21 protein-coding genes and 2 pseudogenes are annotated in these 24,295 nt (G+C 71.6%); 17 read left to right on the forward strand and 6 right to left on the reverse strand.

The window, feature by feature from the left end; genetic code table 11:
- The first annotated feature begins 72 nt into the window (after positions 1–72).
- From glnA4 to ACIRGB_RS25360, 4 genes are read left to right on the forward strand one after another with little or no spacing between them, the layout of a single operon-like run.
- Entirely contained in the window at positions 73–1,431 is a 1,359-nt protein-coding gene (gene glnA4 / locus ACIRGB_RS25345; RefSeq protein ID WP_403869331.1) for a gamma-glutamylethanolamide synthetase GlnA4, read from the forward strand.
- 8 nt (positions 1,432–1,439) lie between these two features.
- On the forward strand, positions 1,440–2,843 hold the full coding sequence (locus ACIRGB_RS25350) for an aldehyde dehydrogenase family protein (RefSeq protein WP_403869334.1): 1,404 nt from the start codon (positions 1,440–1,442) through the stop codon (positions 2,841–2,843).
- Positions 2,840–3,622, forward strand: a complete 783-nt coding sequence (locus tag ACIRGB_RS25355) for a 3-oxoacyl-ACP reductase (protein WP_403869337.1) — start codon at positions 2,840–2,842, stop codon at positions 3,620–3,622. The genes ACIRGB_RS25350 and ACIRGB_RS25355 overlap by 4 nt, the downstream gene beginning before the upstream one ends.
- Before the next feature lie 37 nt (positions 3,623–3,659).
- Complete coding sequence (locus ACIRGB_RS25360) at positions 3,660–4,610, forward strand: DUF2510 domain-containing protein (protein WP_403869896.1); 951 nt, start codon at positions 3,660–3,662, stop codon at positions 4,608–4,610.
- Between the two features lie 23 nt (positions 4,611–4,633).
- Here the strand turns inward: ACIRGB_RS25360 and ACIRGB_RS25365 are convergent, their stop codons facing one another.
- A complete protein-coding gene (locus ACIRGB_RS25365; protein ID WP_403869340.1) occupies positions 4,634–5,842 on the reverse strand; it encodes an amino acid deaminase/aldolase in 1,209 nt (402 codons plus the stop codon).
- A gap of 1,265 nt (positions 5,843–7,107) precedes the next feature.
- On the opposite strand from ACIRGB_RS25365, the gene ACIRGB_RS25370 reads away from it, so the two are divergent.
- Together ACIRGB_RS25370 and mycP are read left to right on the forward strand one after the other, a co-directional pair.
- On the forward strand, positions 7,108–8,388 hold the full coding sequence (locus tag ACIRGB_RS25370) for a hypothetical protein (protein ID WP_403869342.1): 1,281 nt from the start codon (positions 7,108–7,110) through the stop codon (positions 8,386–8,388).
- Entirely contained in the window at positions 8,385–9,566 is a 1,182-nt protein-coding gene (mycP, locus tag ACIRGB_RS25375; RefSeq protein WP_403869345.1) for a type VII secretion-associated serine protease mycosin, read from the forward strand. Before ACIRGB_RS25370 ends, mycP begins: the two co-directional genes overlap by 4 nt.
- A 15-nt stretch (positions 9,567–9,581) precedes the next feature.
- Here the strand turns inward: mycP and ACIRGB_RS25380 are convergent, their stop codons facing one another.
- Positions 9,582–10,298 carry a serine hydrolase gene (locus ACIRGB_RS25380; protein WP_403869899.1) on the reverse strand — a complete coding sequence of 239 codons (717 nt, stop codon included), beginning with the start codon at positions 10,296–10,298 and terminating at the stop codon, positions 9,582–9,584.
- 276 nt (positions 10,299–10,574) lie between these two features.
- Here ACIRGB_RS25380 and ACIRGB_RS25385 point away from each other — a divergent pair, with 276 nt between their 5' ends.
- On the forward strand, positions 10,575–11,102 hold the full coding sequence (locus ACIRGB_RS25385) for a DinB family protein (protein ID WP_403869348.1): 528 nt from the start codon (positions 10,575–10,577) through the stop codon (positions 11,100–11,102).
- 76 nt (positions 11,103–11,178) lie between these two features.
- Here the strand turns inward: ACIRGB_RS25385 and ACIRGB_RS25390 are convergent, their stop codons facing one another.
- Positions 11,179–12,015 (reverse strand): alpha/beta fold hydrolase, encoded by an 837-nt coding sequence (locus tag ACIRGB_RS25390; RefSeq protein ID WP_403869351.1) that lies wholly within the window; start codon positions 12,013–12,015, stop codon positions 11,179–11,181.
- Between the two features lie 127 nt (positions 12,016–12,142).
- Here ACIRGB_RS25390 and ACIRGB_RS25395 point away from each other — a divergent pair.
- Positions 12,143–12,508, forward strand: a pseudogene (locus ACIRGB_RS25395) (transposase family protein); the annotation flags it as partial.
- A gap of 57 nt (positions 12,509–12,565) precedes the next feature.
- Complete coding sequence (locus ACIRGB_RS25400) at positions 12,566–14,251, forward strand: ribonuclease J (RefSeq protein WP_059302656.1); 1,686 nt, start codon at positions 12,566–12,568, stop codon at positions 14,249–14,251.
- A gap of 285 nt (positions 14,252–14,536) precedes the next feature.
- Here ACIRGB_RS25400 and ACIRGB_RS25405 read toward each other — a convergent pair whose 3' ends face one another.
- Entirely contained in the window at positions 14,537–15,655 is a 1,119-nt protein-coding gene (locus ACIRGB_RS25405) for a fatty acid desaturase family protein (RefSeq protein ID WP_403869353.1), read from the reverse strand.
- 7 nt (positions 15,656–15,662) lie between these two features.
- Complete coding sequence (locus tag ACIRGB_RS25410; RefSeq protein WP_403869356.1) at positions 15,663–16,718, reverse strand: ferredoxin reductase; 1,056 nt, start codon at positions 16,716–16,718, stop codon at positions 15,663–15,665.
- Positions 16,719–16,805: 87 nt separating this feature from the next.
- On the opposite strand from ACIRGB_RS25410, the gene ACIRGB_RS25415 reads away from it, so the two are divergent.
- The 3 genes and pseudogenes from ACIRGB_RS25415 to ACIRGB_RS25425 all read left to right on the forward strand — a co-directional run bounded on the left by ACIRGB_RS25415 (position 16,806) and on the right by ACIRGB_RS25425 (position 19,683).
- On the forward strand, positions 16,806–17,945 hold the full coding sequence (locus ACIRGB_RS25415; RefSeq protein ID WP_403869359.1) for a PucR family transcriptional regulator: 1,140 nt from the start codon (positions 16,806–16,808) through the stop codon (positions 17,943–17,945).
- Positions 17,946–18,719: 774 nt separating this feature from the next.
- Positions 18,720–18,851 (forward strand): annotated as a pseudogene (locus tag ACIRGB_RS25420) (cold shock domain-containing protein); the annotation flags it as partial.
- A 100-nt stretch (positions 18,852–18,951) separates the two neighbouring features.
- Entirely contained in the window at positions 18,952–19,683 is a 732-nt protein-coding gene (locus tag ACIRGB_RS25425) for an SseB family protein (protein ID WP_403869362.1), read from the forward strand.
- A gap of 25 nt (positions 19,684–19,708) precedes the next feature.
- On the opposite strand, the gene ACIRGB_RS25430 is transcribed toward ACIRGB_RS25425, so the two are convergent.
- Positions 19,709–20,074: a DUF1844 domain-containing protein gene (locus tag ACIRGB_RS25430; RefSeq protein WP_356866056.1), complete on the reverse strand. Its 366-nt coding sequence runs from the start codon at positions 20,072–20,074 to the stop codon at positions 19,709–19,711.
- A 383-nt stretch (positions 20,075–20,457) separates the two neighbouring features.
- Between ACIRGB_RS25430 and infC the strand changes: the two genes are divergently transcribed.
- The 5 genes from infC to ACIRGB_RS25455 all read left to right on the forward strand — a co-directional run bounded on the left by infC (position 20,458) and on the right by ACIRGB_RS25455 (position 24,121).
- Positions 20,458–21,114: a translation initiation factor IF-3 gene (gene infC, locus ACIRGB_RS25435; RefSeq protein ID WP_104633929.1), complete on the forward strand. Its 657-nt coding sequence runs from the start codon at positions 20,458–20,460 to the stop codon at positions 21,112–21,114.
- Between the two features lie 113 nt (positions 21,115–21,227).
- Entirely contained in the window at positions 21,228–21,422 is a 195-nt protein-coding gene (gene rpmI / locus ACIRGB_RS25440) for a 50S ribosomal protein L35 (protein ID WP_003977225.1), read from the forward strand.
- Positions 21,423–21,519: 97 nt separating this feature from the next.
- On the forward strand, positions 21,520–21,903 hold the full coding sequence (gene rplT / locus ACIRGB_RS25445; RefSeq protein ID WP_003977226.1) for a 50S ribosomal protein L20: 384 nt from the start codon (positions 21,520–21,522) through the stop codon (positions 21,901–21,903).
- A 180-nt stretch (positions 21,904–22,083) separates the two neighbouring features.
- Complete coding sequence (locus ACIRGB_RS25450) at positions 22,084–22,932, forward strand: TrmH family RNA methyltransferase (RefSeq protein ID WP_403869367.1); 849 nt, start codon at positions 22,084–22,086, stop codon at positions 22,930–22,932.
- A 49-nt stretch (positions 22,933–22,981) separates the two neighbouring features.
- A complete protein-coding gene (locus ACIRGB_RS25455) occupies positions 22,982–24,121 on the forward strand; it encodes an ATP-binding protein (protein WP_403869370.1) in 1,140 nt (379 codons plus the stop codon).
- Positions 24,122–24,295 lie beyond the last annotated feature (174 nt).

Raw genomic sequence — 24,295 nt, forward strand, 5'->3', positions numbered from 1 at the left:
CGGCCGTGCCCCCTTCCCAACCAAAGGTTCCCGGCAATACCTTATGGCTCCCGGCCAAAGGAGGCTCTCCCCGTGGCAGACCGCACACCCCCGCTCGGGGTCGAGGAACTGCACGCCCTCGTCGCCGCCGGTGACATCGACACCGTCGTCCTGGCCTTCCCCGACATGCAGGGCCGCCTCCAGGGCAAGCGGTTCGCCGCGCGCTTCTTCCTCGACGAGGTCCTGGAACACGGCACCGAGGGCTGCAACTACCTCCTCGCCGTCGATGCCGACATGAACACCGTCGACGGCTACGCCATGTCCTCCTGGGACCGCGGCTACGGCGACTTCGCCATGCACGCCGACCCGGCCACCCTGCGCCGGCTGCCCTGGAACGAGGGCACCGCCATGGTCGTCGCCGACCTCGCCTGGGAGGACGGCTCCCCGGTGCTCGCCGCGCCCCGCCAGATCCTGCGCCGCCAGCTGGAACGGCTCGCCGGGCACGGGTACACCGCGCAGGTCGGCACCGAGCTGGAGTTCATCGTCTTCCGGGACACCTACGAACACGCCTGGGACGCGGGCTACCGCGGCCTGACCCCGGCCAACCAGTACAACGTCGACTACTCGGTGCTCGGCACCGGCCGCGTCGAACCCCTGCTGCGCCGCATCCGCAACGAGATGGCCGGCGCCGGACTCACCGTGGAGTCCGCCAAGGGCGAGTGCAACCCCGGCCAGCACGAGATCGCCTTCCGCTACGACGAGGCCCTGGTCACCTGCGACCAGCACGCGGTCTACAAGACCGGCGCCAAGGAGATCGCCGCCCAGGAGGGCATGTCCCTCACCTTCATGGCCAAGTACAACGAGCGCGAGGGCAACTCCTGCCACATCCACCTCTCGCTCACCGACGCCGACGGCCGCAACGCCATGGCCGACGGGAGCGGCATGTCCGAGGTCATGCGGCACTTCCTCGCCGGACAACTGGTGGCGCTGCGCGAGTTCTCCCTCCTGTACGCCCCGCACATCAACTCCTACAAGCGCTTCCAGCCCGGCTCCTTCGCCCCCACCGCCGTCGCCTGGGGCCACGACAACCGCACCTGCGCCCTGCGCGTCGTCGGCCACGGCCGCTCGCTCCGCTTCGAGAACCGGCTCCCCGGCGGCGACGTCAACCCGTACCTCGCGGTGGCCGGCCTGGTCGCCGCCGGACTGCACGGCATCGAGCAGGGGCTGGAACTGCCGGAGCCCTGCCCCGGCAACGCCTACGCCGCCGACTACGAGCACGTCCCCACCACCCTGCGCGAGGCCGCCGAGCTGTGGGAGAACAGCGCCCTCGCCAAGGCCGCCTTCGGGGACGAGGTCGTCGCCCACTACCGCAACATGGCGCGCGTCGAAGTGGACGCGTACGACGCCGCCGTCACGGACTGGGAACTGCGCCGCTCCTTCGAACGCATGTGAGGCACCGGTTGTCCGAGAAACTCCCCGACGAGCTACGGGTACTGAATCCCGCCACCGAAGAGGTCGTCGCCACCGTCCCCGCCGCCTCCGCGGCCGACGTGGACGCCGCCGTCGCCCGCGCCGCCCGGGCCCAGACCGCCTGGGCCGCCCTGGCCCCCGGCGACCGGGCCCGGCTGCTGCGCCGCTTCGCGGCCACCGTCGACGAGCGCCTGGACGAGCTGGCCCGCCTGGAGGTGCGCCAGGCCGGGCACCTCCTCGGCAACGCCCGCTGGGAGGCCGGCAACGTCCGCGACCTGCTCGACTACGCCGCCGGGGGAGTGGAGCGGCTCACCGGACGCCAGATCCCGGTGGCCGGCGGCCTGGACGTCACGCTCCTCGAACCACTCGGCGTCGTCGGCGTCATCGCCCCCTGGAACTTCCCGATGCCGATCGCGGCCTGGGCCACGGCACCGGCGCTCGCGGCGGGCAACGCGGTCCTCCTCAAGCCCGCCGAGACGACCCCGCTCACCGCGCTCCGGCTGGCCGAACTCGCCCTGGCGGCCGGCCTGCCCGAGGGCCTGTTCCAGGTGCTGCCCGGGCACGGGCCGGTCGCGGGGAACGCGCTCGTGGAGCACCCGGGCGTCGCCAAGATCGTCTTCACCGGGTCCACGGCCGTCGGCCGACAGGTGGCCGCCAAGGCCGCGGCGCTCCTCAAACCCGTCACCCTCGAACTCGGCGGCAAGAGCCCCAACATCGTCTTCGCCGACGCGGACATCGAGGCCGCCGCTGCCGCCACCCCCCTGTCCTTCCTGGACAACGCGGGCCAGGACTGCTGCGCCCGCACCCGCATCCTCGTCCAGCGCTCCGTGTACGACCGTTTCCTCGACCTCCTCGCCCCCGCGATCGAGGCCGTCCGGGTCGGCGACCCGGCCGACGAGAGCACCGAGATGGGCCCGCTGATCTCCCGCGCCCAGCTGGAGCGCGTCCGCTCCCACGTCCCCGCCGACGCCGCCGGCATCCGCGGCAAGGCACCCGAGGGCGGCCCCGGCTTCTGGTTCCCGCCCACCGTCCTCACCGGTGTCGACGCGCACGCGCGCGTGGCCGTCGAGGAGGTCTTCGGGCCCGTCGCCGTCGTCCTGCCCTTCGCGGACGAGGCCGACGCGATCCGCCTGGCCAACGCCACCGACTACGGCCTGTCCGGCTCGCTGTGGACGCGGGACGTCGGCCGCGCCCTGCGCGTGTCGGGCGCGGTGCGCGCCGGGAACCTGTCCGTCAACTCGCACGCCAGCGTCCGCTACTGGACACCGTTCGGCGGGTTCAAGCAGTCCGGCCTCGGCCGCGAACTGGGCCCGGACGCGCTGACCGCGTTCACCGAGACCAAGAACGTCTTCATCAGTGACATCCCGTCGAGCACGGAGGGCCCCGCACAGTGAGCGAAGACATCGTCTGCCGCAGGCTCGTGGACCGTACCGCCGTCGTCACCGGGGCGGGCAGCGGCATCGGCCTCGCCACCGTCCGCCGGCTGGCCTCGGAGGGCGCCCACGTCGTCTGCGGCGACGTGGACGAGACCCGGGGCAAGGCCGCGGCCGAGGAGACCGGCGGCCTTTTCGTCAAGGCCGACGTCACCGACCCCGCGCAGGTCGAGGCGCTGTTCGCGGCGGCGTACGACACCTACGGCAGCGTCGACGTCGCCTTCAACAACGCCGGCATCTCGCCGCCCGACGACGACTCCATCCTGGAGACCGGCCTGGAGGCGTGGCAGCGTGTCCAGGAGGTCAACCTCACCTCCGTCTACCTGTGCTGCAAGGCCGCCATCCCCTACATGCGGCGCCAGGGCCGGGGCTCCATCATCAACACCGCGTCCTTCGTGGCCCGGATGGGCGCGGCCACCTCGCAGATCTCGTACACGGCCTCCAAGGGCGGCGTCCTCGCCATGTCCCGGGAACTGGGCGTGCAGTTCGCGCGGGAGGGCATCCGCGTCAACGCGCTGTGCCCGGGGCCGGTCAACACCCCGCTCCTCCAGGAGCTGTTCGCCAAGGACCCGGAGCGGGCCGCACGCCGTCTCGTGCACATCCCGGTGGGGCGGTTCGCCGAGGCCGAGGAGATCGCCGCCGCCGTCGCCTTCCTGGCCAGCGACGACTCCTCCTTCGTCAACGCCACGGACTTCCTGGTGGACGGCGGGATCTCGGGGGCGTACGTCACACCGCTGTAGAACACCGCGCGCGGCGTCCTACAGTGCCGGGATGAGCATGACGCCGCCGCCCGGCTGGTACCGCGACCCGTCGGCCCCGCACCAGGAACGGTGGTGGGACGGCACCGCCTGGACGGAGCACCGCCGCGCCCCCGAACCCGTCGGCTACGGGCCCGCGGTGGGCGCCCCGGACCCCGGGCCGGGGACGGGCCCCGGGCCGGGGGCGGGCGCCGGCGGACGCGGGAAGGCCGTCGCCCTCACCACCGCCGCGGCCGTGCTGGTCGCGGCGATCGTCACCGGCGTGTTCGTCCTGGGCGAGGACGACGGCGGCAGCCCGCGGACGCGGACCCCGCCGGTCACCGCGACCGCCACCGGCCCCGCGCCGGTGAGCGACCCGCCGTCCCCCGCACCCAGCACCTCCGAGCCCTCCGCCGACGACCCGGCCCTGGTCGAGGACCAGCTCAACGGCGTCACCTTCCCGCTGCCGGACGGCTGGGTCAGGCCCGAGTACGTCGCCGAGGACGACGTCATGATGACCACCGACGGCACCTACGACTGCCCCGCCGACGGCAGCGTGTGCCGGCACGGCCTCGTCGTCTCCCGCACCGTCACGGCGAACGCCGAGTCCTCTCCGAAGATCCTCGCGCGGCAGGACATCGAGGACGCGGCCGACGACGCCTACGACCGCGACCTGATCGGCAACAAGCCCTTCGGCGGCATCGAGTCCCACCAGGAGGTGGCGTCCGGCCCCGTCGCGGTCGCCGGGCGCGCCGGGTACTACGTGCGCTGGCGGGTGAAGACGGCCGAGGGGCCCGGCGGTTACGTGCAGTCGATGGTCTTCCCGTCCACCGTCGGCACCGAGTCCCCGATCCTCGTCCGCTACGTCTTCGACGCCGGCGAGGACGGACCGCCCCTGGCGGACATGGACCGGATCACCAAGGGCATCCGGCCCATCGGCGACGCGGACACCGGCGGCGGCGTGGGCAGCGGCATCGGCCCGACGGACTGACCCCGGCCCGGAGCGCCGCCGCGCTACAGGAAGGTGTGCCCCTCGCCCCGGTAGGTCGGCACCGTCGCCGTCACCGCGTCCCCCTCCACCAGGTGCAGCGCGTCGAACCGCTCGCACAGCTCCCCGGCCTTGGCGTGCCGGAACCACACCTTGTCGCCGATCAGCAGGTCGTCGGCGGGCGAGCCCAGCAGCGGCGTCTGCACCTCGCCCGGGCCCTCCTGCGGGTCGTAGCGCAGGCCCTCGGGCAGGTACGGCACCGGCAGACGGTCGGCGCCGGGCGCGCCCGAGGCCGGATACCCGCCGCCGAGCACGGTCACGACCCCGACCCCCGGCCGCCGTACGACGGGCTGGGCGAACAGCGCCGCCGGACGACCGCTGAACGAGGTGTAGTTGTCGAACAGCCGCGGCACGTACAGCCCTGAACCGGCCGCGATCTCCGTCACCGCGTCCTCGGCGGCGGTGTGCTGCACGCTGCCCGTGCCACCGCCGTTGACGAACTCCAGGCCCGGCACCACGGCCCGCACCGCCCGCACCACGGCCGCCCGCCGCTCGGCCAGTTCCCGCCGGGCGGCGGCCTGCATCAGCCGCACCGCGCGCGACCGGACCGGACGCCCCGCCACCGCGTCGCCGACCCCGGCGACATGACCCTCGTACGCCATGATGCCGACGACCTCGAACCCCGGCCGGCGGGTCACCGCGCGGGCCAGCTCGGCGACCTCCGCGGGGGAGTGCAGCGGCGAGCGCCGGGCCCCGACCCGCACCCGGCCCCCGAACAGCCGCAGCGAGGTGTCCAACTCCAGACACACCCGCACGACTTCACTTCCGCCGTCGCCCTCCCGCGCCGCGTCGACCAGGTCCAGCTGCGCCACGTCGTCGACCATCACCGTCACAGAGGAGGCGAGCTTGGGGTCGGCGGTCAGCTCGGCGTACCCGGCCCGGTCCGCCGACGGATAGGCGAGCAGCACGTCCTCGAAACCGGAGCGCGCCAGCCACAGGGACTCGGCCAGCGTGAACGACATGACGCCCGCGAACCCGTCCCTGGCCAGGGCCCGTTCCAGCAGCGCACGACAGCGTACGGACTTGCTGGCGACCCGGATCGGCTTCCCGCCGGCCCGGCGGAGCAGGTCGTCCGCGTTGGCGTCGAATGCCTCCAGGTCCACGATCGCCACAGGGGCGTCCAGATGGGCGGTGGCCCGGTCGTAACGGGCCCGGTCGGCGGCGCGCGCAGTCATGGACGCAGCCTGCCAGACAGGATTACCGCAGGGTAGGGGGACGATCCGGGCCAATGCCACGGGCGTGCGGACTGGTTCCCCCTCCGGCGGGGTCACGCCGTAGAGTGACGCGCACGCACGGCGGGCCCCACCCCGGCGGCAGGGCCCTGGCGGCCGCGCCGGGATGGTGGTCCTCCCGGGCGGGTATGCGTGCCCGGGACGGAACGGTTCCGCGCCGGGCCGGGCAGGAGCGACCACGGTCTTGGACCCGTGGTCGGAGAGACGGGTTGGGCCCGAGGAACGGGGGGTGCATGAGCACGGAAGCGCGCCGCGCCTCCCTCCCCCCGCAGCCCCCACCCCACCCACAGACCCCACCGCGCCCCACGACACCTCCGAGCCCCGATCCCACGCCGGGTCCGCCCTCCGCGCCGGACCCCGGCACGGCTCCTCGGCCGACCTGGGCCCGGCCGGAGGCCCCGGGGCGCCCGTCGACGCCGCCGCGCCCTGAGCCCGTTCCGCAGTCCGGGTCGGGTCCCGGCCCCGCTCCTCGGCCCACCTCGCCCCGGCCGGAGGCCCAGGGCCGCCCGTCGACGCCGCCGCGTCCGGAGTCTGCGCCGGGCCCCTCGTCCGCGCCGGGACGGCCCGGCACCGCGCCTCGGCCTCCCTCACCCGGGCCGGAAACCCCGGCCCGCCCTGCGATGCCGCCGCGTCCGGAGTCTGCGCCCGCGTCGGCTCCGGCGACGCCGTCGCGCCCTGAGCCCGTTCCGCAGTCCGGGTCGGGTCCCGGCCCCGCTCCTCGGCCTACCTCGGCCCGGCCGGAGGCCCCGGATCGCCCGTCGACGCCGCCGCGTCCGGAGTCTGCGCCGGGCTCCTCGTCCGCGCCGGGACGGCCCGGCACCGCGCCTCGGCCTCCCTCACCCGGGGCGGAGACCCCGGCCCGCCCGGCGATGCCGCCGCGTCTGGAGTCTGCGCCCGCGTCGACTCCGGCGACGCCGTCGCGTCTTGGGCCCGTTTCGCAGGCCGCGTCGGGTCCCGGCCCCGCTCCTCGGCCCACCTCGCCCCGGCCGGAGGCCCAGGGCCGCCCGTCGACGCCGCCGAGCCCCGAGCCCACGCCAGGTCCCTCGTCCGCGCTGGGACGGCCCGGCACCGCTCCTCCGCCCCCCTCACCCCGGTCGGAGACCCCGGCCCGACGGGCGATGCCGCCGCGCCCGGAGTCTGCGCCTGCGCCGGGTCCCGGCAGTGCGCCTCCGCCCACCTCACCCCGCCCGGACACCCTGGCCCGCCCCGTGACGCCGCCCCGTCCCGGCGTTCCGCCCCGCCCGGTGCGGGCGCCCGCGGCAGAGCGCGGTGGCGACGCGGAGGTCGGGCAGGCCGGTGCGCGGCGGGACGCCGATGCGTCCTTCCCCGGGGGGCGTACGGCGGCCGGGGACGACCGCGCGGACTCCGGTGTCCGCACCCGCTACCCGCGTTTCCGGCTCGGTGACCCCCGGTCCGCCGACGCCGAGCCGCCGCCCCGCGCCTCCGCCCGCTTCCCCGACACCGCGCCGACCGTCGGTGGCGTACCGCAGGCCCCGCCCAACCGTCCCGGGGAGACCCCGACCGCGCGCCGGGGCCCGCTCCCGGCGGAGACGGAACCGGAGCCCTCGGCTCGAACGGAAGCCACCCCGTTCTCCGGCCCGCCGGACCGCCCCGGCGCCCCTGCCGCCCCCGACCCCGCCTTCTCCTGGAGCAGCCCCATCGACACACGGCCCCGGGTCTCGTTCGGGGAGCCCGAGGGGTACGACGGACTGGCCCGGCCGCGTCCGCTCGGCGGGCGCCCGCGGCCGCAGGCCGTCGCCGCCGCCGTCTGCCTCGTCCTCGGCGTGGGGCTCCTCACCGGAGCCGTCACCGGCAGCTGGCTCGCCGGGGACTCCGGCGACGACGGCGCGCGCAGCGCGTACACCCAGGCCGGCGACCTCTGGCACAGCGTGCCCGTCGACCAGCTGTTCCCGCCCACCGTCCAGGGCAAGGGCGCGGGCCCCGGCGGAGCCGACCGCACCTGGACGCGGGTCGCCGTCGCCCCGGACGGCGACTGCGCCGGCGCCTTCGACCGGCTCCTCGCCAAGGTGCTCGACCCGGTCGGCTGCTCGCGTCTGCTGCGCGCCACCTACACCGACGCCACCCAGAGCCACGTCACCACCGTCGGCCTGCTCTTCACCAAGGCCGACGCCGCCGCCATGACCGCGCTGGCGGACCGGTTCGAGAAGGAGCGCCTCGGCCGCCGGGAGGACCTCATGCCCCTGCCGTACGCGGCGAAGGACACGGTCGCCGCGGGCTTCGGCGCACCGCAGCGGGCCTCCTGGACCGTCTCCGTCCTCACCGACGCCCCCGTCGTCGTCTACGCCGTGTCCGGCTGGGCCGACGGCCGCACCGTCGACGAGCCCCAACCCGCAGAGGAGGCCATCGAATCCGGCGCCGCCTCGGCACCCGCCCAGGCCGGTCTCGGCCACGAGGCGCAGGGCCTCGCCGACCGCGTCGAACGCGCCCTGCGCAAGAACGTCGGCGCGCCCACGGAGCACCCGTCGTGACCCCCGCAGACATCCGCCGCAGGACAGGGGCCCTGAGCCTCTTCCTCGCCGCCGCCCTCGTCCTGGTCCCGGCCCCCGCCGCGCACGCCGACGGCATCCGCGCCCAGCAGTGGGCCCTGGACGCCATGCACACCCAGGAGGCGTGGCGCACCACCAAGGGCGCGGGCGTCACCGTCGCCGTCCTGGACACCGGTGTCGAGGCCGACCACCCCGACCTGACCGGCAACGTGCTCACCGGCAAGGACCTGGTCGGCTTCGGCGCGAGCGAGGGCGACCGCTCCTGGGCCCGGCACGGCACCGCCATGGCCGGGATCATCGCCGGTCACGGACACGGCCCCGGCGACGCCGAGGGCGTCATGGGCATCGCCCCGGAGGCCAAGATCCTGCCCCTGCGCGTGATCCTGGAGGACGGCGACCCCTCCCGCGCCAAGGCCCGCAAGACCCGCGGCAACGCCCTGGCCGAGGGCATCCGCTGGGCCGCCGACCACGGCGCCGACATCATCAACCTCTCCCTCGGCGACGACTCCGCCTCCGCCCACCCGGAACCCGCCGAGGACGAGGCCATCCAGTACGCCCTGCGGCAGGGCGTGATCGTCGTCGCCTCGGCCGGGAACGGCGGCGAGAAGGGCGACCACATCTCCTACCCGGCCGCCTACCCGGGCGTGATCGCCGCGACCGCCGTCGACCGCTACGGCACCCGCGCCTCCTTCTCCACCCGCCGCTGGTACGCCACGGTCAGCGCCCCCGGCGTCGACGTGATCATCGCCGATCCCGACCACCGCTACTACGAGGGCTGGGGCACCAGCGCCGCCTCCGCCTTCGTCTCCGGGGCCGCCGCCCTGGTGAAGGCGGCCCACCCCGGCCTCACCCCGGCCCAGGTCAAGTCCGTCCTGGAGGACACCGCCCGCAACGCCCCGGCCGAGGGCCGTGACGACTCCCGCGGCTTCGGCTTCGTCGACCCGGCCGCCGCCATCGAGGCGGCCGGACGGCTCAGGCCGGCGGGGCTGGAGTCGGCGGCGTACGGCGACGAGTACTTCGGCCCGGGGCCGGAGACGCCCGCCTCCGACGACGACACCTCGGCCTGGGCCGGCCCGCTGGCCGGCAGTGCGGGCGGCGTCCTGGTGGTCGCGTCCGTCGTCCTGTGGCGCGGCCGCCGCGAACGCCACGAGGACTACTGACCCCCGGAACGGTCCCTAGAGGGCGGTGTCCGTGAACACGGTCACCGCCGCCCGTGCCGCCGCCTCGGTCAGCGCGACCCCCTCCGCCTGCGTACCGCTGCCCCGGGACACCACCGCCACCAGGTAGCCGTGGCCGCCGCTCGCCACCCGGCCGATGCTGTTGACGACCCACAGTCCAGTGGTACTGCGCCGCAGCCAGCCGTTCTTCAGCGCCCAGGCCGGACCGGCCGACCCTGCGGCCTCGTCGGCCGCCGCCGACACACCCCACCGCTGACCGTCCGCGATCCGTTCCATCAGCCCGCGCACATACGCCCGTGAGGCCGGGTTCAGCACCGAGCCGTCCGCCACGAACACCTGCCGCAGCAGCGTGACCTGATCGGCGGCGGTGGTCCGGGTCAGGCCCCACAGCGGTCCTTCGCCCCCCTCGGTGCCGGTCAGCCCGAAGCGTTCGTTCGCGGCGTCGAGCCCGTCGGCCGCCCCGATCGCCCGCCACAGCGCCGACGCCGAGTCGTTGTCACTGTCCTCGATCATCGCGGCGGCGTACGCCTTCTCCGACGCGGTGAGCGCACGCCCGGCGTCCTGCGCCCGGAGCAGCAGCGCCGCCAGGATGTCCACCTTGACGATGCTCGCCGTGTCGAAGGCGCCCGTGCCGTACGAGGCGCCCGCGCCCGACCCCGGCTCAAGGACCGCCACCGACACCTCGGCGCCGTCCGGCACCGTCACCGACGCCATCGCCGCGGCCAGCCGCACCTCACCGCCCACCACCGTCTCGACCGTCCCCACCGCCGCCTCCCCACCCGAGGGCCCCGAAACCGACGACGATACGACGCCGCCGCGTCCGTCGCGCCCGCCGGGCTCCGGAGGATGCCATGACAGCGGTGGTCCACGCGCTCGCTGTGGGTGCCGTCGATCGGAGGTCTGTGAGCCATGAGCAGGAGTGGGCGGGGCGCGTGTTCGTCGCCAGCGAAGAGACGCGTGAGGGACGGCTGCCGCTGCCAGGGTGTGCTCATGAATACGACACCGGACGGACGGCCGATTCCTCCCGCGCATGCCGACGAGCGGACCATGCTGGAGGCATGGCTGGGCTTTCACCGTGCGACGCTCGCCCTGAAGTGTGCGGGCCTCAAGGATGACCAATTACGGCTTGCTGTGGCCCCACCCTCGTCGATGACGCTGCTCGGGCTCGTGCAGCACATGGCCGAGGTGGAACGCAACTGGTTCCAGCGCGTGTTCGCAGGTCAGAATGTGCCGCCGGTCTTCGGGGAGAGCAACCACGACGGTTTTGCCCTCCGGTCTGAACGAGGGCTCGACGAGGCGGTGGCCGCCTGGCAGGCCGAGGTCTCCCGCGGCCGTGAGCTGATCGCTGAGGCAGGACTGGACGAGTCCAGCCGCCTGTCCGAACAGGGAGCAGGTCACGTCGGCGACGAGGCCGTCTCCCTGCGCTGGATCATGGTGCACATGATCGAGGAATACGCACGTCACAACGGCCATGCCGACCTCATCCGCGAGCAGATCGACGGATCTACTGGCGCGTGACGTGTCCTCAAAGAGCGTTTTGTCCTGGAGTGCCGGGAGAGGTGCCAAGCGCCGCCGAACCGCTCGAACGACAAACTCATCCCTTGATGAACTCGATGATCTGCGGGGCAATTTTTCGCGGCGCCATGACGACGGCGCCATGGTTGAGTCCGGGCAGAGTGCGGTGGTCGGCCTGCGGCAGGATCTGGGTGACGGCGAGGGCGGCGCGCTGGAATGCGGTCGCACTCTTGCCACCGGTCAACACTCGGGTGGGTACGGCCACCCCTTTCCACTCCTCGGCATCGAGCGGCTTGCCTTGCTGGGTATCGCCCATGACCGCGATGTCATAGGGCAGAGTGCCGGCCAGCTTGGTGAGGTTTGCCCACATCTTCGGCATGAGCTTCATGAAGAACACGGCGATGCCGGGCATGCCCTGCACCCTCGTCATGAAGTACTTGACCGCGTCACTGTGCCGGCCTTCCGCAAGCATCACGGTGATCTGCTGCGCGAGATCCTTGGGCGGCCCGTCGTCTCCTTCGGCGACCACGAACGGCGGCTCATACAGAGCCAGGCGGTCGACGTTGACTCCGGCCGCGGCCGCGCGCAGGGCGAGGACCGCTCCGGAGGACGAGCCGAACAGCGATGCCGAACCGCCGAGGTGTTCGACCAACGCGGCGATGTCTTCAATCTCGCGGTCAGGGGAGTAATCATGGGTGTCACCGCTGGCACCCCGTCCGCGCCGGTCGTAGTTGATGACGGTGAAGTGCTGGGCGAGGAGGGCCGCGAGTTTGGTCGTGTCCGAGCGGTCTGCCAATGCCGAGGCGACCAGGACGACGGCCGGCCCGCTGCCCGACTGCTCGAACGCGATCTCGGTGCCGTCTGCGGAGGCGACTCGGGCCTCGGCTCCGGCCGACTGCTCTCGCGCTGTTGCCATGTCTGTCTCTCCGGTTCACGTAGGGGCCGTACCGCCGTGGTGTGCGTTGCTGCCAATAGGACGCCCGCAGTGCAGAAAACTCATCGGTGCGCCAGGCGTTCGGTGCCGAAACTGGGGTGATCCAGTTGTGACTGGTGTGATTACGGCATCGCAGCCGTCCTGGATAGCCCCGTTCACCGGGCTGAGCCCGCGTTCCTTGAGGAAGCTGGTGACGGTTCTGCGGCGCGAGGGTGCGGACACCGTCGGTAGAGGGCGGCCGTGGAGCCTGTCTCTGGAGGACCGGACGCTGCTGGTCGCGGTCTACTGGCGAACGAACTTGACGATGCGGCAGCTCGCCCTGCTCTTCGGCGTGTCGAAGTCAGCCGTGGACCGGATCATCGACCATCTCGGGCCGGTGACCGCGCTCCTGCCCCACAGATCTTTCGACAAGGGCACCGTACTGAGCGTGGACGGGACGCTCGTGTCCACCCGAGACCACACCATCGCGCCCCGACCCTGTCGGGAGGAGGTAATGGATCATCCTGTCCCGCTCTCCGGGTACCGTCAGGGTATGAGTCATCCACACCCCGAACTGAAAGCCGCCCCTCCCCTTCCCGAAGGAGGGCTGCGGGTTATCGCCCTGGGCGGCCTGGGTGAGATCGGCCGCAACATGACCGTGTTCGAGCACGCGGGCAAACTGCTCATCGTCGACTGCGGGGTGCTGTTCCCCGAGGAGACCCAGCCCGGCGTGGACGTGATCCTGCCGGACTTCACCTCGATCCGGGACCGGCTGGACGACATCGTGGCGGTGGTCCTCACCCACGGTCATGAGGACCACATCGGCGGCGTGCCGTACCTGCTGCGTGAGCGGAGGGACATCCCGGTCGTCGGCTCCAAGCTGACGCTGGCATTCCTGGAGGCCAAGCTCAAGGAGCACGGCATCCGGCCGCGCTCGGTGCGGGTGCGGGAGGGGGACCGGCGTGGCTTCGGGCCCTTCGACTGCGAGTTCGTGGCGGTCAACCACTCCATCCCGGACAGCCTCGCGGTCGCGATCCGGACCCGGGCCGGGATGGTGCTGCACACCGGCGACTTCAAGATGGACCAGTTCCCTCTCGACGACCGCATCACCGATCTACGTGCCTTCGCCCGCCTCGGCGAGGAGGGCGTGGACCTGTTCCTCACCGACTCCACCAACGCCGAAGTACCCGGCTTCACCACCTCCGAGCGGGAGTTGAACCCGGCGATCGAGCAGGTGATGCGTACCGCGCCGCGCCGGGTCATCGTCTCCAGCTTCGCCAGCCACGTGCACCGCATCCAGCAGGTCCTGGACGCCGCCCACCAGCACGGCCGCAAGGTCGCCTTCGTCGGCCGGTCGATGGTCCGCAACATGGGCATCGCCCGGGACCTGGGCTATCTGAAGGTCCCCTCCGGTCTGGTCGTGAGCACGAAGGAGTTGGAGAAGCTCCCGGATCACAAGATCGCTCTGGTGTGCACCGGCTCCCAGGGTGAACCGATGGCCGCGCTGTCACGGATGGCCAACCGGGACCACATGATCCGCATCGGCAAGGACGACACCGTCCTGCTCGCCAGCTCCCTCATCCCCGGCAACGAGAACGCCATCTACCGGGTGATCAACGGACTCACCCGGTGGGGTGCCCACGTGGTCCACAAGGGCAACGCCAAGGTGCACGTCTCCGGGCACGCCAGCGCCGGCGAACTTGTCTACTGCTACAACATCGTCAAGCCCCGCAATGTCATGCCCGTGCATGGCGAATGGCGCCACCTGCGGGCCAACGGCGACCTCGCCATCCGCACCGGTGTGGACCCCGACCGGGTGGTCATCGCCGAGGACGGCGTCGTCGTCGACCTGGTCGACGGGCGGGCGTCCGTCAGTGGCAAGGTTCCCGCAGGCAACGTCTACGTGGACGGCATGGAGGTCGGCGGTGCCACCGAGGCGTCCCTCAAGGACCGCCTCACCCTCGCCGCCGAAGGCGTGGTCACGGTGGTGGCGATCGTCGATGCGGACACCGGCGCCCTCGCCGAGGCCCCCGACTTCCTGGCCCGGGGCTTCGTCCACGACGACGCCACCTTCGAGCCGGTCATCCCCGTCATCGAGAAGACGCTGGCCACCGCTGCCGAGGAAGGCGTCGGGGACGCGCGCCAGCTCGAACAGCTCGTGGCCCGCGCCGTGGCGAACTGGGCGTTCCGCACCCATCGCCGCAAGCCCCTCATCATCCCCGTCATCATCGACGCCTGAGCAACACCCGAGCAGGTGTCCGGGGCGGACGCCGATGTGCACGAGGTGAAACCCGGCGACGAGTCGGTCCGGATGTCCAGCCTCATCACCGGCCCACCGGGTTGGCCCGGGCGGGCCGGTGACGAGCGCTGCGCCGGGCATCCCGCAGCTGACCTGCCGCAGATTCTCCTCCCGTCCACACACCTTGTGACGTCCGATGACGCATCACGTGGAGTGCGTGGCGATTCTGCAGCCCGCGGACAAGGGCGCCTGACCTCGGGTTCGTGAGCCAGGCGCTTGTAACAATCAGGCGGCGACGAGCTCCTGCTCGCGGTCCGGCGTTCCGACCTCGGGCTTCTTGTTCGGCAGCGAGAGCCGGAAGACCTTGCGCCACGCGGAGAAAACCTGCTTGGGCAGTGGCCCGGTGACGTACTCCAGCTCGTACTTCTCGAACAGGGCGCGCACCTTCACCGCGACCTCGGCGTACCGGTTGCTCGGCAGGTCGGGGAACAGGTGGTGCTCGATCTGGTGCGACAGGTTGCCGGTCATGAAGTGCATGGCCTTGCTGCCGCTGATGTTCGCCGAGCCCATCATCTGGCGCAGGTACCACTGGCCGCGCGTCTCGTCCTTGATCGACCGGCGCTCGAAGACCTGTACGCCCTCGGGGAAGTGTCCGCACATGATCACCGAGTGGGACCAGAGGTTGCGGACCAGGTTGGCGGTGAACGTGGCGGCGAGTGTGGGGAGGAACGACGGGCCCGACAGCAGCGGGTGGATCAGGTAGTCCTTGAGCACCTGCTTGCGGATCTTGCGGCCCACGGCCTTGGCCCGCGCGCGGAACTCCGGGTCCTTGCGGCGGCGCTTGTTCAGGTTCTTGCCGAGCTCCAGGTCGTACGCTGCGATGCCGTACTCGAAGAAGCAGGCGTTGAGGAAGTTCCACAGCGGCTGGCCGAGGTGGAAAGGATGCCACTTCTGGTCCTCGTCGACGCGCATGATCCCGTAGCCGAGGTCGTTGTCCTTGCCGATCACGTTGGTGTACGTGTGGTGCAGCTCGTTGTGCGAGTGCTTCCACTGGTCGGCCGGCGAGACGTGATCCCATTCCCAGGTGGTGGAGTGGATCTTCGGGTCCCGCATCCAGTCCCACTGGCCGTGCAGGATGTTGTGCCCGATCTCCATGTTGTCCATGATCTTCGCCACGGACAGACCGGCGGTGCCGATCAGCCACGCGGGCGGGAACATCGAGAACAGCAGCACGCCCCTGCTGACCAGCTCCAGCTTGCGCTGGGCGGCGATGACCTTACGGATGTAGGCGGCGTCCTTCTCGCCGCGGCCGGCGATCACCTCGTCGCGGATCGCGTCCAGCTCGCGGCCCAGCTCCTCGATCTGCTCCGCAGTCAGGTGGGCGGTGGGGTCGATAGCGGTCAAGGTTCTCCTACCGTTCGATGTCGCAGGGGCCCGCGGCGGCGGACACGCAGGTCTGGATGAGGACGCCTGGCTCGGCCTCGGTGATCTCGCCGGTGCGTAGGTCGCGGACGGCGCCCGCCTTGAGCGGCGTGACGCAGCCGAAGCAGATGCCCATGCGGCACCCGGAGGGCATGAGCACGCCCGCCTCCTCGCCGATGTCGAGCAACGGCGTGGCGCCGTCCGCGTCGACGGTCTTGCCGGTGGCGCTGAACGTGACCTCGCCGCCATCACCGGCGACGACGATGCTGGGGCGGAACCGCTCGGTGTGCAGACGGTCCTGGAGGCCGTGTGTGCTCCAGTGCTCTTCGGCGGCGTCGAGCAGGCCCGCGGGCCCGCAGGCCCAGGTCTCGCGCTCGGCCCAGTCGGGCACGAGTTCGTCGAGACGGGCGATGTCGAGCATGCCGTCCCTGGCAGTGTGCACCTCGGTGAGCCGCAGCTTCTTGTCCGCGACCAGGTTGTGCAGTTCGTTGCGGAAGATCACGTCTTGCGGCTGTGGCGCGCAGTGGACCATGACGACGTCGTCGGGCTCGGTGTCGCGCAGCATGCCCATCACGGGTGTGATGCCGCTGCCGGCCGTCAGGTAGAGCACCTTGGCGGGCTTGGCCTGCGGCAGCACGAAGTCACCGGTCGCCTGGTCGAGCTCGATCAGCGTGCCCGGTTTCGCCCTGCGGACCAGGTGGTTGCTGACCTTGCCGTCCGGGATAGCCTTCACGGTGATCGTGACGCGGCCGTCCTGGCGGTTCGTCGGCGAGGTGATGGAGTAGGCACGCCACAGGCGCACCCCGTCGACATCGACCCCGATCCGCACGTACTGACCGGCTGTGTGGCCGCGCCAGCCCCGTCCTGGCCTGATCACGATGGTCGCGGCGTCACCCGTCTCGGGGTGCACGGCCTCGATGCGCCCACGCAGGTCTGCGCCCGCACGCAGTGGGCTGACCAGGTCGAGGTAGTCCGACGGCAGCAGCGGTGTTGTGACCATCTCCAGCAATTTCCACGCCCTGCTGCGGAGGGCTGCACTCGTCATGGCTCCAGCTTGCTGCGCCTCAGGGCGTAAAGTCCTGACCGCAGGACGTGAATCTGGTGGGTGGAATTGTTCGCAGGGAACAAAGACGTGAGCCATGCAATCCGGAGGGCCAGCGAACTGGCCCTGGATGAGACGACGGTCACCGCATTGCGGGCCGCGCTGAAGACCACCGCCGACGAGGTCGTCCAGGCGATCATCGACGAAGTCCCCTCCTACGCCAACGCCCTGTCGGGCCATATGGGCGCCACCATTCGCCGGGCCGTCCGCACCGCCCTGGGGCACTACCTGGACCTCGCGAGCGGGAACGCCACAGGCGGCGACGCCGGCGACGCAGCCTACGAGCTGGGCCGCGGCGAGGTGCGCGACGGCCGTTCGATGGACGCCCTGCTCAGCGCCTACCGCGTCGGCGCCCGCGTGGCCTGGCGACGCCTGGCCGCAGGCGCCGTGTCCGCAGGTTTGCCCGCCGTCGAGGTCGCCAAGTTCGCCGAGCTGACCTTCGCCTACATCGACGAGCTCTCCGCCGCGAGCGCTGCGGGCCACGCCGACGAACTGGCTGCTCGGGGCAGGGCCCACGAGCGCCACCTGGAACACCTGGCCCGCGATCTCCTCGCCGGCGCGAGCCCGGACGTGCTGCTGGCCTCTGCTCAACGGGCCGGATGGCAGCCTCCGGATTCGCTGACGGCGGTCTTGCTGCCCGCCGCCCAGGCCCGGCCTGCCTACCGCGCGCTCGACCCGAGCACCCTCGTCCTCGACGATCTGCCGGACGCCACCGGTGTGCTGCTCGTCCCCGATGCCGAACGATCACATCTCTTGCGGCATCTGACCCACCACACGGCCGTGGTCGGCCCGGCCCGCCCGTGGACCCGTGCGTCCGCTTCGTACGGACGAGCCGTACGCGCCCGCTCCCTCTCCTCTGATATCCGCGACACCGAGGATCACCTGCCCGAACTGGTGCTGACCGCCGATGTGGACGCGTTCGCAGACCTGCGTGCCCGAGCCCTCGCACCGCTCAGGACCTTGCCTGTCGCGACCGCACGGCGGCTGGAGGAGACGTTGCGGGCGTGGCTGCTGCACCAGGGCAGGCGGGACGAGGTGGCGGCGGCGTTGTTCATCCATCCCCAGACCGTCCGGTACCGGATGTCGCAGCTGCGGGAGCTGTTTCCGGATCTCGCATCGCCACACCGGGTCCTTGAACTGACGCTGGCGGTCGGTCTTCGGGCCAGTTGACACGTACTTCGACCGTCCACGAACTCCTGGCGGGTCCCGGCATCGTGCTCGTGGCGACCGCTGATGCTGCACGCGTGACGGACCCGGACGCGGTCGTACGTGCCGGACGTCTGCGGTGAGAGGGCACAATAGTCCGCACGCGGTGGCTGGGGGAGCGGCTCTGGGGGAGGGGCATCGTGAAGTTCAGAAAGCGAACGCTGGAAAACGCTCGGCGACTTCATTTGCGGGAACCCCGGTGCGGCTGATCCTCAAGGTGACGCCGAGCCTGCTTACTTCCCGTACCGCTCGAGCATGTACATCACCGAGTTCTCTGCGGAACTCGACATGGACTGGGAGCACGACGGTTCGACGCGGCACCGCTGGGTTGCGGGGGCGCTGGAACAATTGTTGACGGAGTCAACGAGGGGTTAAGGGCTGTCCCGTAACCGCTGGTCGAGTGCCATGATCTTGCCGTGTCTGGTGTGATCACGGCGTCACAGCCGTAACCTTTATCGGAATCAAACGCTCTTCAGAACCTGTTCTCGAACCTCGGCGTTGCATTGACACTCTCCGGAGCGGGAATCAGAGTGATCCTGGCGGTCACGTGTAGCCCCGCTCACTGCCCGGACGAAGCGACCGGACGAGGAGCCAGGCATGGCTGAGGGAACGGTCAAGTCGTTTAATTCTGAGCAGGGATACGGGTGGATCACGCCCGACGGCTGGAATTCCCCGCCGCATCAGAGCTGGTGGAGCAGACTGCGAGGTAAACCCGCCCCAGTGCCGGAGGCCGTACCGGACGTCCTCGTCCACTACAGCGCGATACAGATGAAGGGCTACAAGACTCTGGACGCCGGGCAAAGGGTGTCCTTCGACATCGAGCAGGGTGCCAAAGGTCCGCAGGCTTCCAAGGTAACTCCGCTGGGGTGACACTCCCCTGGGCAAGGCGGCCGCTGCCCGTGCAAGCGTCTCCGCGCATCCTTGCGGGGTCCGCGACGAGCTGCTCGCACCCTGGATTAGGGTCGGGACCGTGGCGAACAAGAACATTCCCGACTCCGTCTTCTCCGGCGACGACGGTTCCGCCGATCCCCGGCTGAGCGCCGCGCTCGCCGCCTGGGCCGAGGATCGCGCCGCCGTGGGCCCGGTCCTCGAGGCGCTCAAGGGTGCCCGGCTGCTCGTGCCCGTCGTCGCCGTGCTGGGTGAAGTGGAGGAGGACGAGAACGGGCTGCGCCGCGAGAAGACCAGCGACATGGCCGTGCCGACCCTGAAGGCCGGTGGCCGCACCGCGCTGCCCGCCTTCACCTCCACGGAGTCGCTCGCCCGCTGGGACCCCGCCGCCCGCCCCGTCGCCGTACCCGTGCACCAGGCGCTGCAAGCCGCCGCGCACGAGAAGGCGGACACCGTCGTTCTGGACCTGGCCGGACCCGTGGCGTTCGAGCTGACCGGAGCGGTGCTGCTGGCACTGGCCGAGGGGCGTACGACGACCGACCCGCTCGCGGACCCCGCCGTGGCCGGGGCCGTGCGCGCCGCCCTGGCCGACGAGCCCGCCGTGCTCCGCGCCCACCTCGGACCGGGACGGGCCGACGGCACGCTGGCCCTGGTCCTGGACCCGGCCGCCGACGCGGCGAAGGCCGCCCGCGCCGTCGCCGAGCGGCTGGCCGCCGACGACACACTGAGGGCCCGCCTGGTGCGCGGCCTCGACCTGGCACTGCTGCCGGCCGGGGCGACGCCGCCAGGCGAGCCCTTGTACGTGCGGGGATAGCTGCCCCGGGTCAGACGGGCGGCGGTCAGCCGTAGACCGCGCCCGTGTACTTCTCGCCCGGGCCCTGGCCCGGCTCGTCCGGGACGAGGGATGCCTCGCGGAAGGCCAGCTGGAGCGACTTCAGGCCGTCGCGCAGCGGCGCGGCGTGGAAGGAGCTGATCTCGGTGGCCGTCGCGTCCAGCAGACCGGCCAGCGCGTGCACCAGCTTGCGGGCCTCGTCCAGGTCCTTGTGCGCGTCGCCCTCCTCGGTCAGGCCCAGCTTCACGGCGGCGGCGCTCATCAGGTTGACGGCGACCGTCACGATCACCTCGACGGCGGGAACCTCGGCGATGTCGCGGGTCATGGCGTCGAAGTCGGGATTCGCCGCGGATTCGGCAGGGGTCTCACTCATGCCGCACACGATAGGCGCAGCGGGGGAGCGGGCCCCACTCGGACTCGGTTAGCCCTTCCCCCGGCGAGCTGCTAACCTTGTGTAACGACCGGTCGGACACGCACGCTCACGGCAGCGGATCCGGCCCACAAGTGGAGGCTTCGAACTCCCACCTGGCCGTCCCCCGGACGGCGGGTCACCGGTCAGGCGGTCCCGTCCCACGGCGGCGACCAGCCCGAAATCGCGCCCCGCGGTCATAGCGGCGGTGCTCCGGTAGCAGTTCGAGGAGCCCCGCCTGTGATCGTCCGGGGCATTTTTCATGTGCCGGCGCGGTTAGGTCTATCGAACACAGACGTTACGCGGCTGTCCGCCAGACCGTCGCGTGGTGCTACCGAGGAGGATCCATCAGCGCCGAGCCCCGCATCAACGACCGGATTCGCGTTCCCGAGGTGCGACTTGTCGGTCCCAGCGGCGAGCAGGTCGGGATTGTCCCGCTTGCCAAGGCCCTGGAGCTTGCGCAGGAGTACGACCTCGATCTCGTCGAGGTCGCGGCGAACGCCCGTCCGCCCGTGTGCAAGCTCATGGACTACGGGAAGTTCAAGTACGAGTCGGCCATGAAGGCCCGTGAGGCGCGCAAGAACCAGGCGCACACGGTCATCAAGGAGATGAAGCTCCGGCCGAAGATCGACCCGCACGACTATGACACCAAGAAGGGTCACGTCGTCCGGTTCCTCAAGCAGGGCGACAAGGTCAAGATCACGATCATGTTCCGCGGTCGTGAGCAGTCCCGGCCGGAGCTCGGCTACCGACTGCTGCAGCGGCTCGCGGAGGACGTCCAGGACCTCGGCTTCATCGAGTCGAATCCGAAGCAGGACGGCCGAAACATGATCATGGTCCTCGGTCCGCACAAGAAGAAGACCGAGGCGATGGCCGAGGCCCGCCAGGCGCAGGAAGCCCGCAAGGCGGACGCGAAGGCGAACCCCGGCAAGTCGCAGAACGCCGCGGAGGCCGACGACATCGAGGACGCCGAGGCCCCGGCCGAGGCACCCGCCGAAGCGTGACCCCGGGGGACCGCCAGTCCCCAGGACACAGACCGATACAAGAGCGACGCTCCCACCGTGCCCGGTTTCACGACCGGGCACCGGAGCGCCACCGACGAGGAGAGAACGGCGCTATGCCGAAGAACAAGTCGCACAGCGGTGCCAGCAAGCGCTTCAAGATCACCGGCTCCGGCAAGGTGCTCCGTGAGCGCGCCGGCAAGCGCCACCTGCTCGAGCACAAGTCGTCCCGCGTGACGCGTCGCCTCACCGGCAACGCCGAGATGGCCCCGGGCGACGCCGCGAAGATCAAGAAGCTTCTCGGCAAGTGACGTACGGGCGCCACTGAGCGCCGTACGGCAGGACCGGGACCCCATCGATACCGGGCCGCGTGAGGAACACCGCGGCCCCGCTACAAGGAGTTAACAAGTGGCACGCGTCAAGCGGGCAGTCAACGCCCACAAGAAGCGCCGGGCGATCCTCGAGCAGGCCTCCGGCTACCGCGGTCAGCGTTCGCGCCTGTACCGCAAGGCCAAGGAGCAGGTCACCCACTCGCTGGTCTACAACTACAACGACCGCAAGAAGCGCAAGGGTGACTTCCGCCAGCTGTGGATCCAGCGCATCAACGCCGCTGCCCGCGCCAACGGCATCACGTACAACCGCTTCATCCAGGGCCTGAAGGCCGCCAACGTCGAGGTCGACCGCAAGATCCTCGCCGAGCTGGCCGTCAACGACCCGAACGCGTTCGCCGCGCTCGTCGAGGTCGCGCAGAAGGCACTGCCGAGCGACGTGAACGCGCCGAAGGCGGCGTGACGCTGCGCCGGCTTTAGCCGGTTGTCGAAGGGACCCGCAGGCTGGAGCCTGCGGGTCCCTTCGGTTGCCGCCCGTCCGGTTCTCTTTCGGCTGCGGGTCCGTTGTGGCCTGTCGCGCAGTTCCCCGCGCCCCTGAAGGGGCGCCCCAGCCAGCGTTGCTTTAGTTGTGAAGGTGAGAAGAGTGCGACCCGCCGCCCCCGAGCTGATCTCCCCCCGGTCCCCCCGTGTCGCCGCCGCGCGGCGGCTGGGGAAGCGGAACTTCCGGGGGAAGGAGCGGCTGTTTCTCGCCGAGGGGCCGCAGGCCGTGCGGGAGGCCGCCGGGTACGGGGAGACGCTGGTCGAGCTGTTCGCCACCGTCGAGGCCGCCGAACGGTACGCCGACATCGTCGGGGCCGCCCGTGAGGTCGGCGCCCGGGTGCACCTCGCCGCCGACGCGGTGATCGAGGACATCTCCACCACCGTCACCCCGCAGGGGCTGGTCGGGGTCTGCCGGTTCCTGGACACGCCGTTCGAGGAGATCCTCGCCGCCCGGCCCAAACTGGTCGCCGTTCTCGCGCACGTGCGGGACCCCGGCAACGCGGGCACCGTGCTGCGCTGCGCCGACGCCGCGGGCGCCGAGGCGGTCGTGCTCACCGACGCCTCCGTCGACCTGTACAACCCCAAGGCCGTACGCGCCTCCGTCGGTTCCCTGTTCCACCTGCCGGTCGCCGTCGGCGTGCCCGTCGAGCGGGCCGTCGCCGGGCTGCGGGACGCCGGGGTGCGGGTGCTGGCCGCCGACGGCGCGGGCGAGGACGACCTCGACACCGAGCTGGACGCCGGCACCATGGGCGGGCCCACCGCCTGGGTGTTCGGCAACGAGGCCTGGGGGCTCCCGGAGGAGACCCGTGCCCTCACCGACGCCGTGCTGCGCGTCCCCATCCACGGAAAGGCGGAGAGTCTGAACCTCGCGACCGCCGCCGCCGTATGTCTCTACGCGTCGGCGCGTGCACAGCGTGCCGCCGGAGGGTGCCGCTCCGTCACCGAGAGCTAGTAGGGTGACCAGCTCAAGGCCCCTGCGCGGTTGAGAGGTGGGGTAGGGGATGAGCGTCGGCACGAGCAGCGCACCGGGAGCACGCCAGGTGCCGCGTCCGCCCGCGCCCCGTACGCCCGGCGACCTCGCCGACCTCGGCATCGACCCGGACCAGCTGCCCGACGGCCTGGTCGTCGCGGACCAGCACGGCCGGGTGGTCTGCTTCAACGCGGCCGCCGTCCGCATCACCGCCACCCCCGCCGCCGAAGCCCTCGGGCAGCCCCTGGACAGCGCGCTGCCCCTGGAGGACCTGGAGGGCCGCCGCTGGTGGCAGCTCACCGACCCCTACGGCGGCCTCGCCATCCGGGTCGGCCAGCCCGAGCGCAACCTGCTGCTCCCCGGCGGCCGGGAAGTCCTGGTCACCGCCCGCTACGTGCGCGCCGAACGCCTCGGCCCCGTCCACCGCGTCGTCGTCACCCTGCGCGACACCGAGGCCCGCCGCCGCACCGAGCGCAGCCACGCCGAGCTGATCGCCACCGTCGCCCACGAACTGCGCTCCCCGCTCACCTCCGTCAAGGGCTTCACGGCCACCCTGCTGGCCAAGTGGGAGAGGTTCACCGACGACCAGAAGCGGCTGATGCTGGAGACCGTCGACGCCGACGCCGACCGCGTCACCCGGCTCATCGCCGAGCTGCTCGACATCTCCCGGATCGACTCCGGCCGCCTGGAGGTGCGCCGCCAGCCCGTCGACATCGGCGCCGCCGTCGGACGGCACATCCAGGCGTACGTCGCCGCCGGTCAGGAGGCCGACCGCTTCCTGCTCCGGCTCGCCCAGCCGCTCCCCGACCTGTGGGCCGACCCCGACAAGGTCGACCAGGTGCTGAGCAACCTGCTGGAAAATGCCGTGCGGCACGGCGAGGGAACCGTCACCATTGACGTCACGCCCACGGCGTCCCCCCGCGAAGGGGAGGAAACCGGCACGTCGGTCACGGTGAGCGACGAGGGGGCGGGCATCCCGGAGGAGTCCATGAACCGCGTCTTCACCCGCTTCTGGCGGGGCAGCAAGCGCGGTGGCACCGGCCTCGGGCTGTACATCGTCAAGGGCATCGTCGAGGCCCACGGCGGCACCATCACGGTCGGCCGCGCCCCCGGCGGGGGCGCCGAGTTCCGATTTACCCTGCCCGTGGCGGCACCGGCGTACCTCAGCTGACACCCACCTGAGACGGCCGACGGACCCCACGGGCGTAATCAGCGTTCCACAGCCCCGTTAGACTCGGTCTTTGGCACCTTTGCGTCCAGATCCGCAGACCAAGCGTCGACCAAGCGTCTCCGCACAGTCTCCGGACCGTAGACGGGGCGTCCCAGCCAGCCAACCGGAAGCACG

The sequence above is a fragment of the Streptomyces sp. NPDC102490 genome (genome assembly GCF_044765285.1).
Classification (GTDB): Bacteria; Actinomycetota; Actinomycetes; order Streptomycetales; family Streptomycetaceae; genus Streptomyces.

Excerpts from the sequence above, each read along its gene's own strand:
- ACIRGB_RS25430 (WP_356866056.1), bottom strand. The coding sequence starts at position 20,074 with ATGAGTGAGACCCCTGCCGAATCCGCGGCGAATCCCGACTTCGACGCC.
- ACIRGB_RS25455 (WP_403869370.1), top strand. The coding sequence starts at position 22,982 with ATGAGCGTCGGCACGAGCAGCGCACCGGGAGCACGCCAGGTGCCGCGT.
- ACIRGB_RS25360 (WP_403869896.1), top strand. The coding sequence starts at position 3,660 with ATGACGCCGCCGCCCGGCTGGTACCGCGACCCGTCGGCCCCGCACCAG.
- ACIRGB_RS25410 (WP_403869356.1), bottom strand. The coding sequence starts at position 16,718 with ATGACGAGTGCAGCCCTCCGCAGCAGGGCGTGGAAATTGCTGGAGATG.
- ACIRGB_RS25400 (WP_059302656.1), top strand. The coding sequence starts at position 12,566 with ATGAGTCATCCACACCCCGAACTGAAAGCCGCCCCTCCCCTTCCCGAA.
- rpmI (WP_003977225.1), top strand. The coding sequence starts at position 21,228 with ATGCCGAAGAACAAGTCGCACAGCGGTGCCAGCAAGCGCTTCAAGATC.
- ACIRGB_RS25380 (WP_403869899.1), bottom strand. The coding sequence starts at position 10,298 with ATGGCGTCGGTGACGGTGCCGGACGGCGCCGAGGTGTCGGTGGCGGTC.
- ACIRGB_RS25365 (WP_403869340.1), bottom strand. The coding sequence starts at position 5,842 with ATGACTGCGCGCGCCGCCGACCGGGCCCGTTACGACCGGGCCACCGCC.
- ACIRGB_RS25390 (WP_403869351.1), bottom strand. The coding sequence starts at position 12,015 with ATGGCAACAGCGCGAGAGCAGTCGGCCGGAGCCGAGGCCCGAGTCGCC.
- ACIRGB_RS25385 (WP_403869348.1), top strand. The coding sequence starts at position 10,575 with ATGAATACGACACCGGACGGACGGCCGATTCCTCCCGCGCATGCCGAC.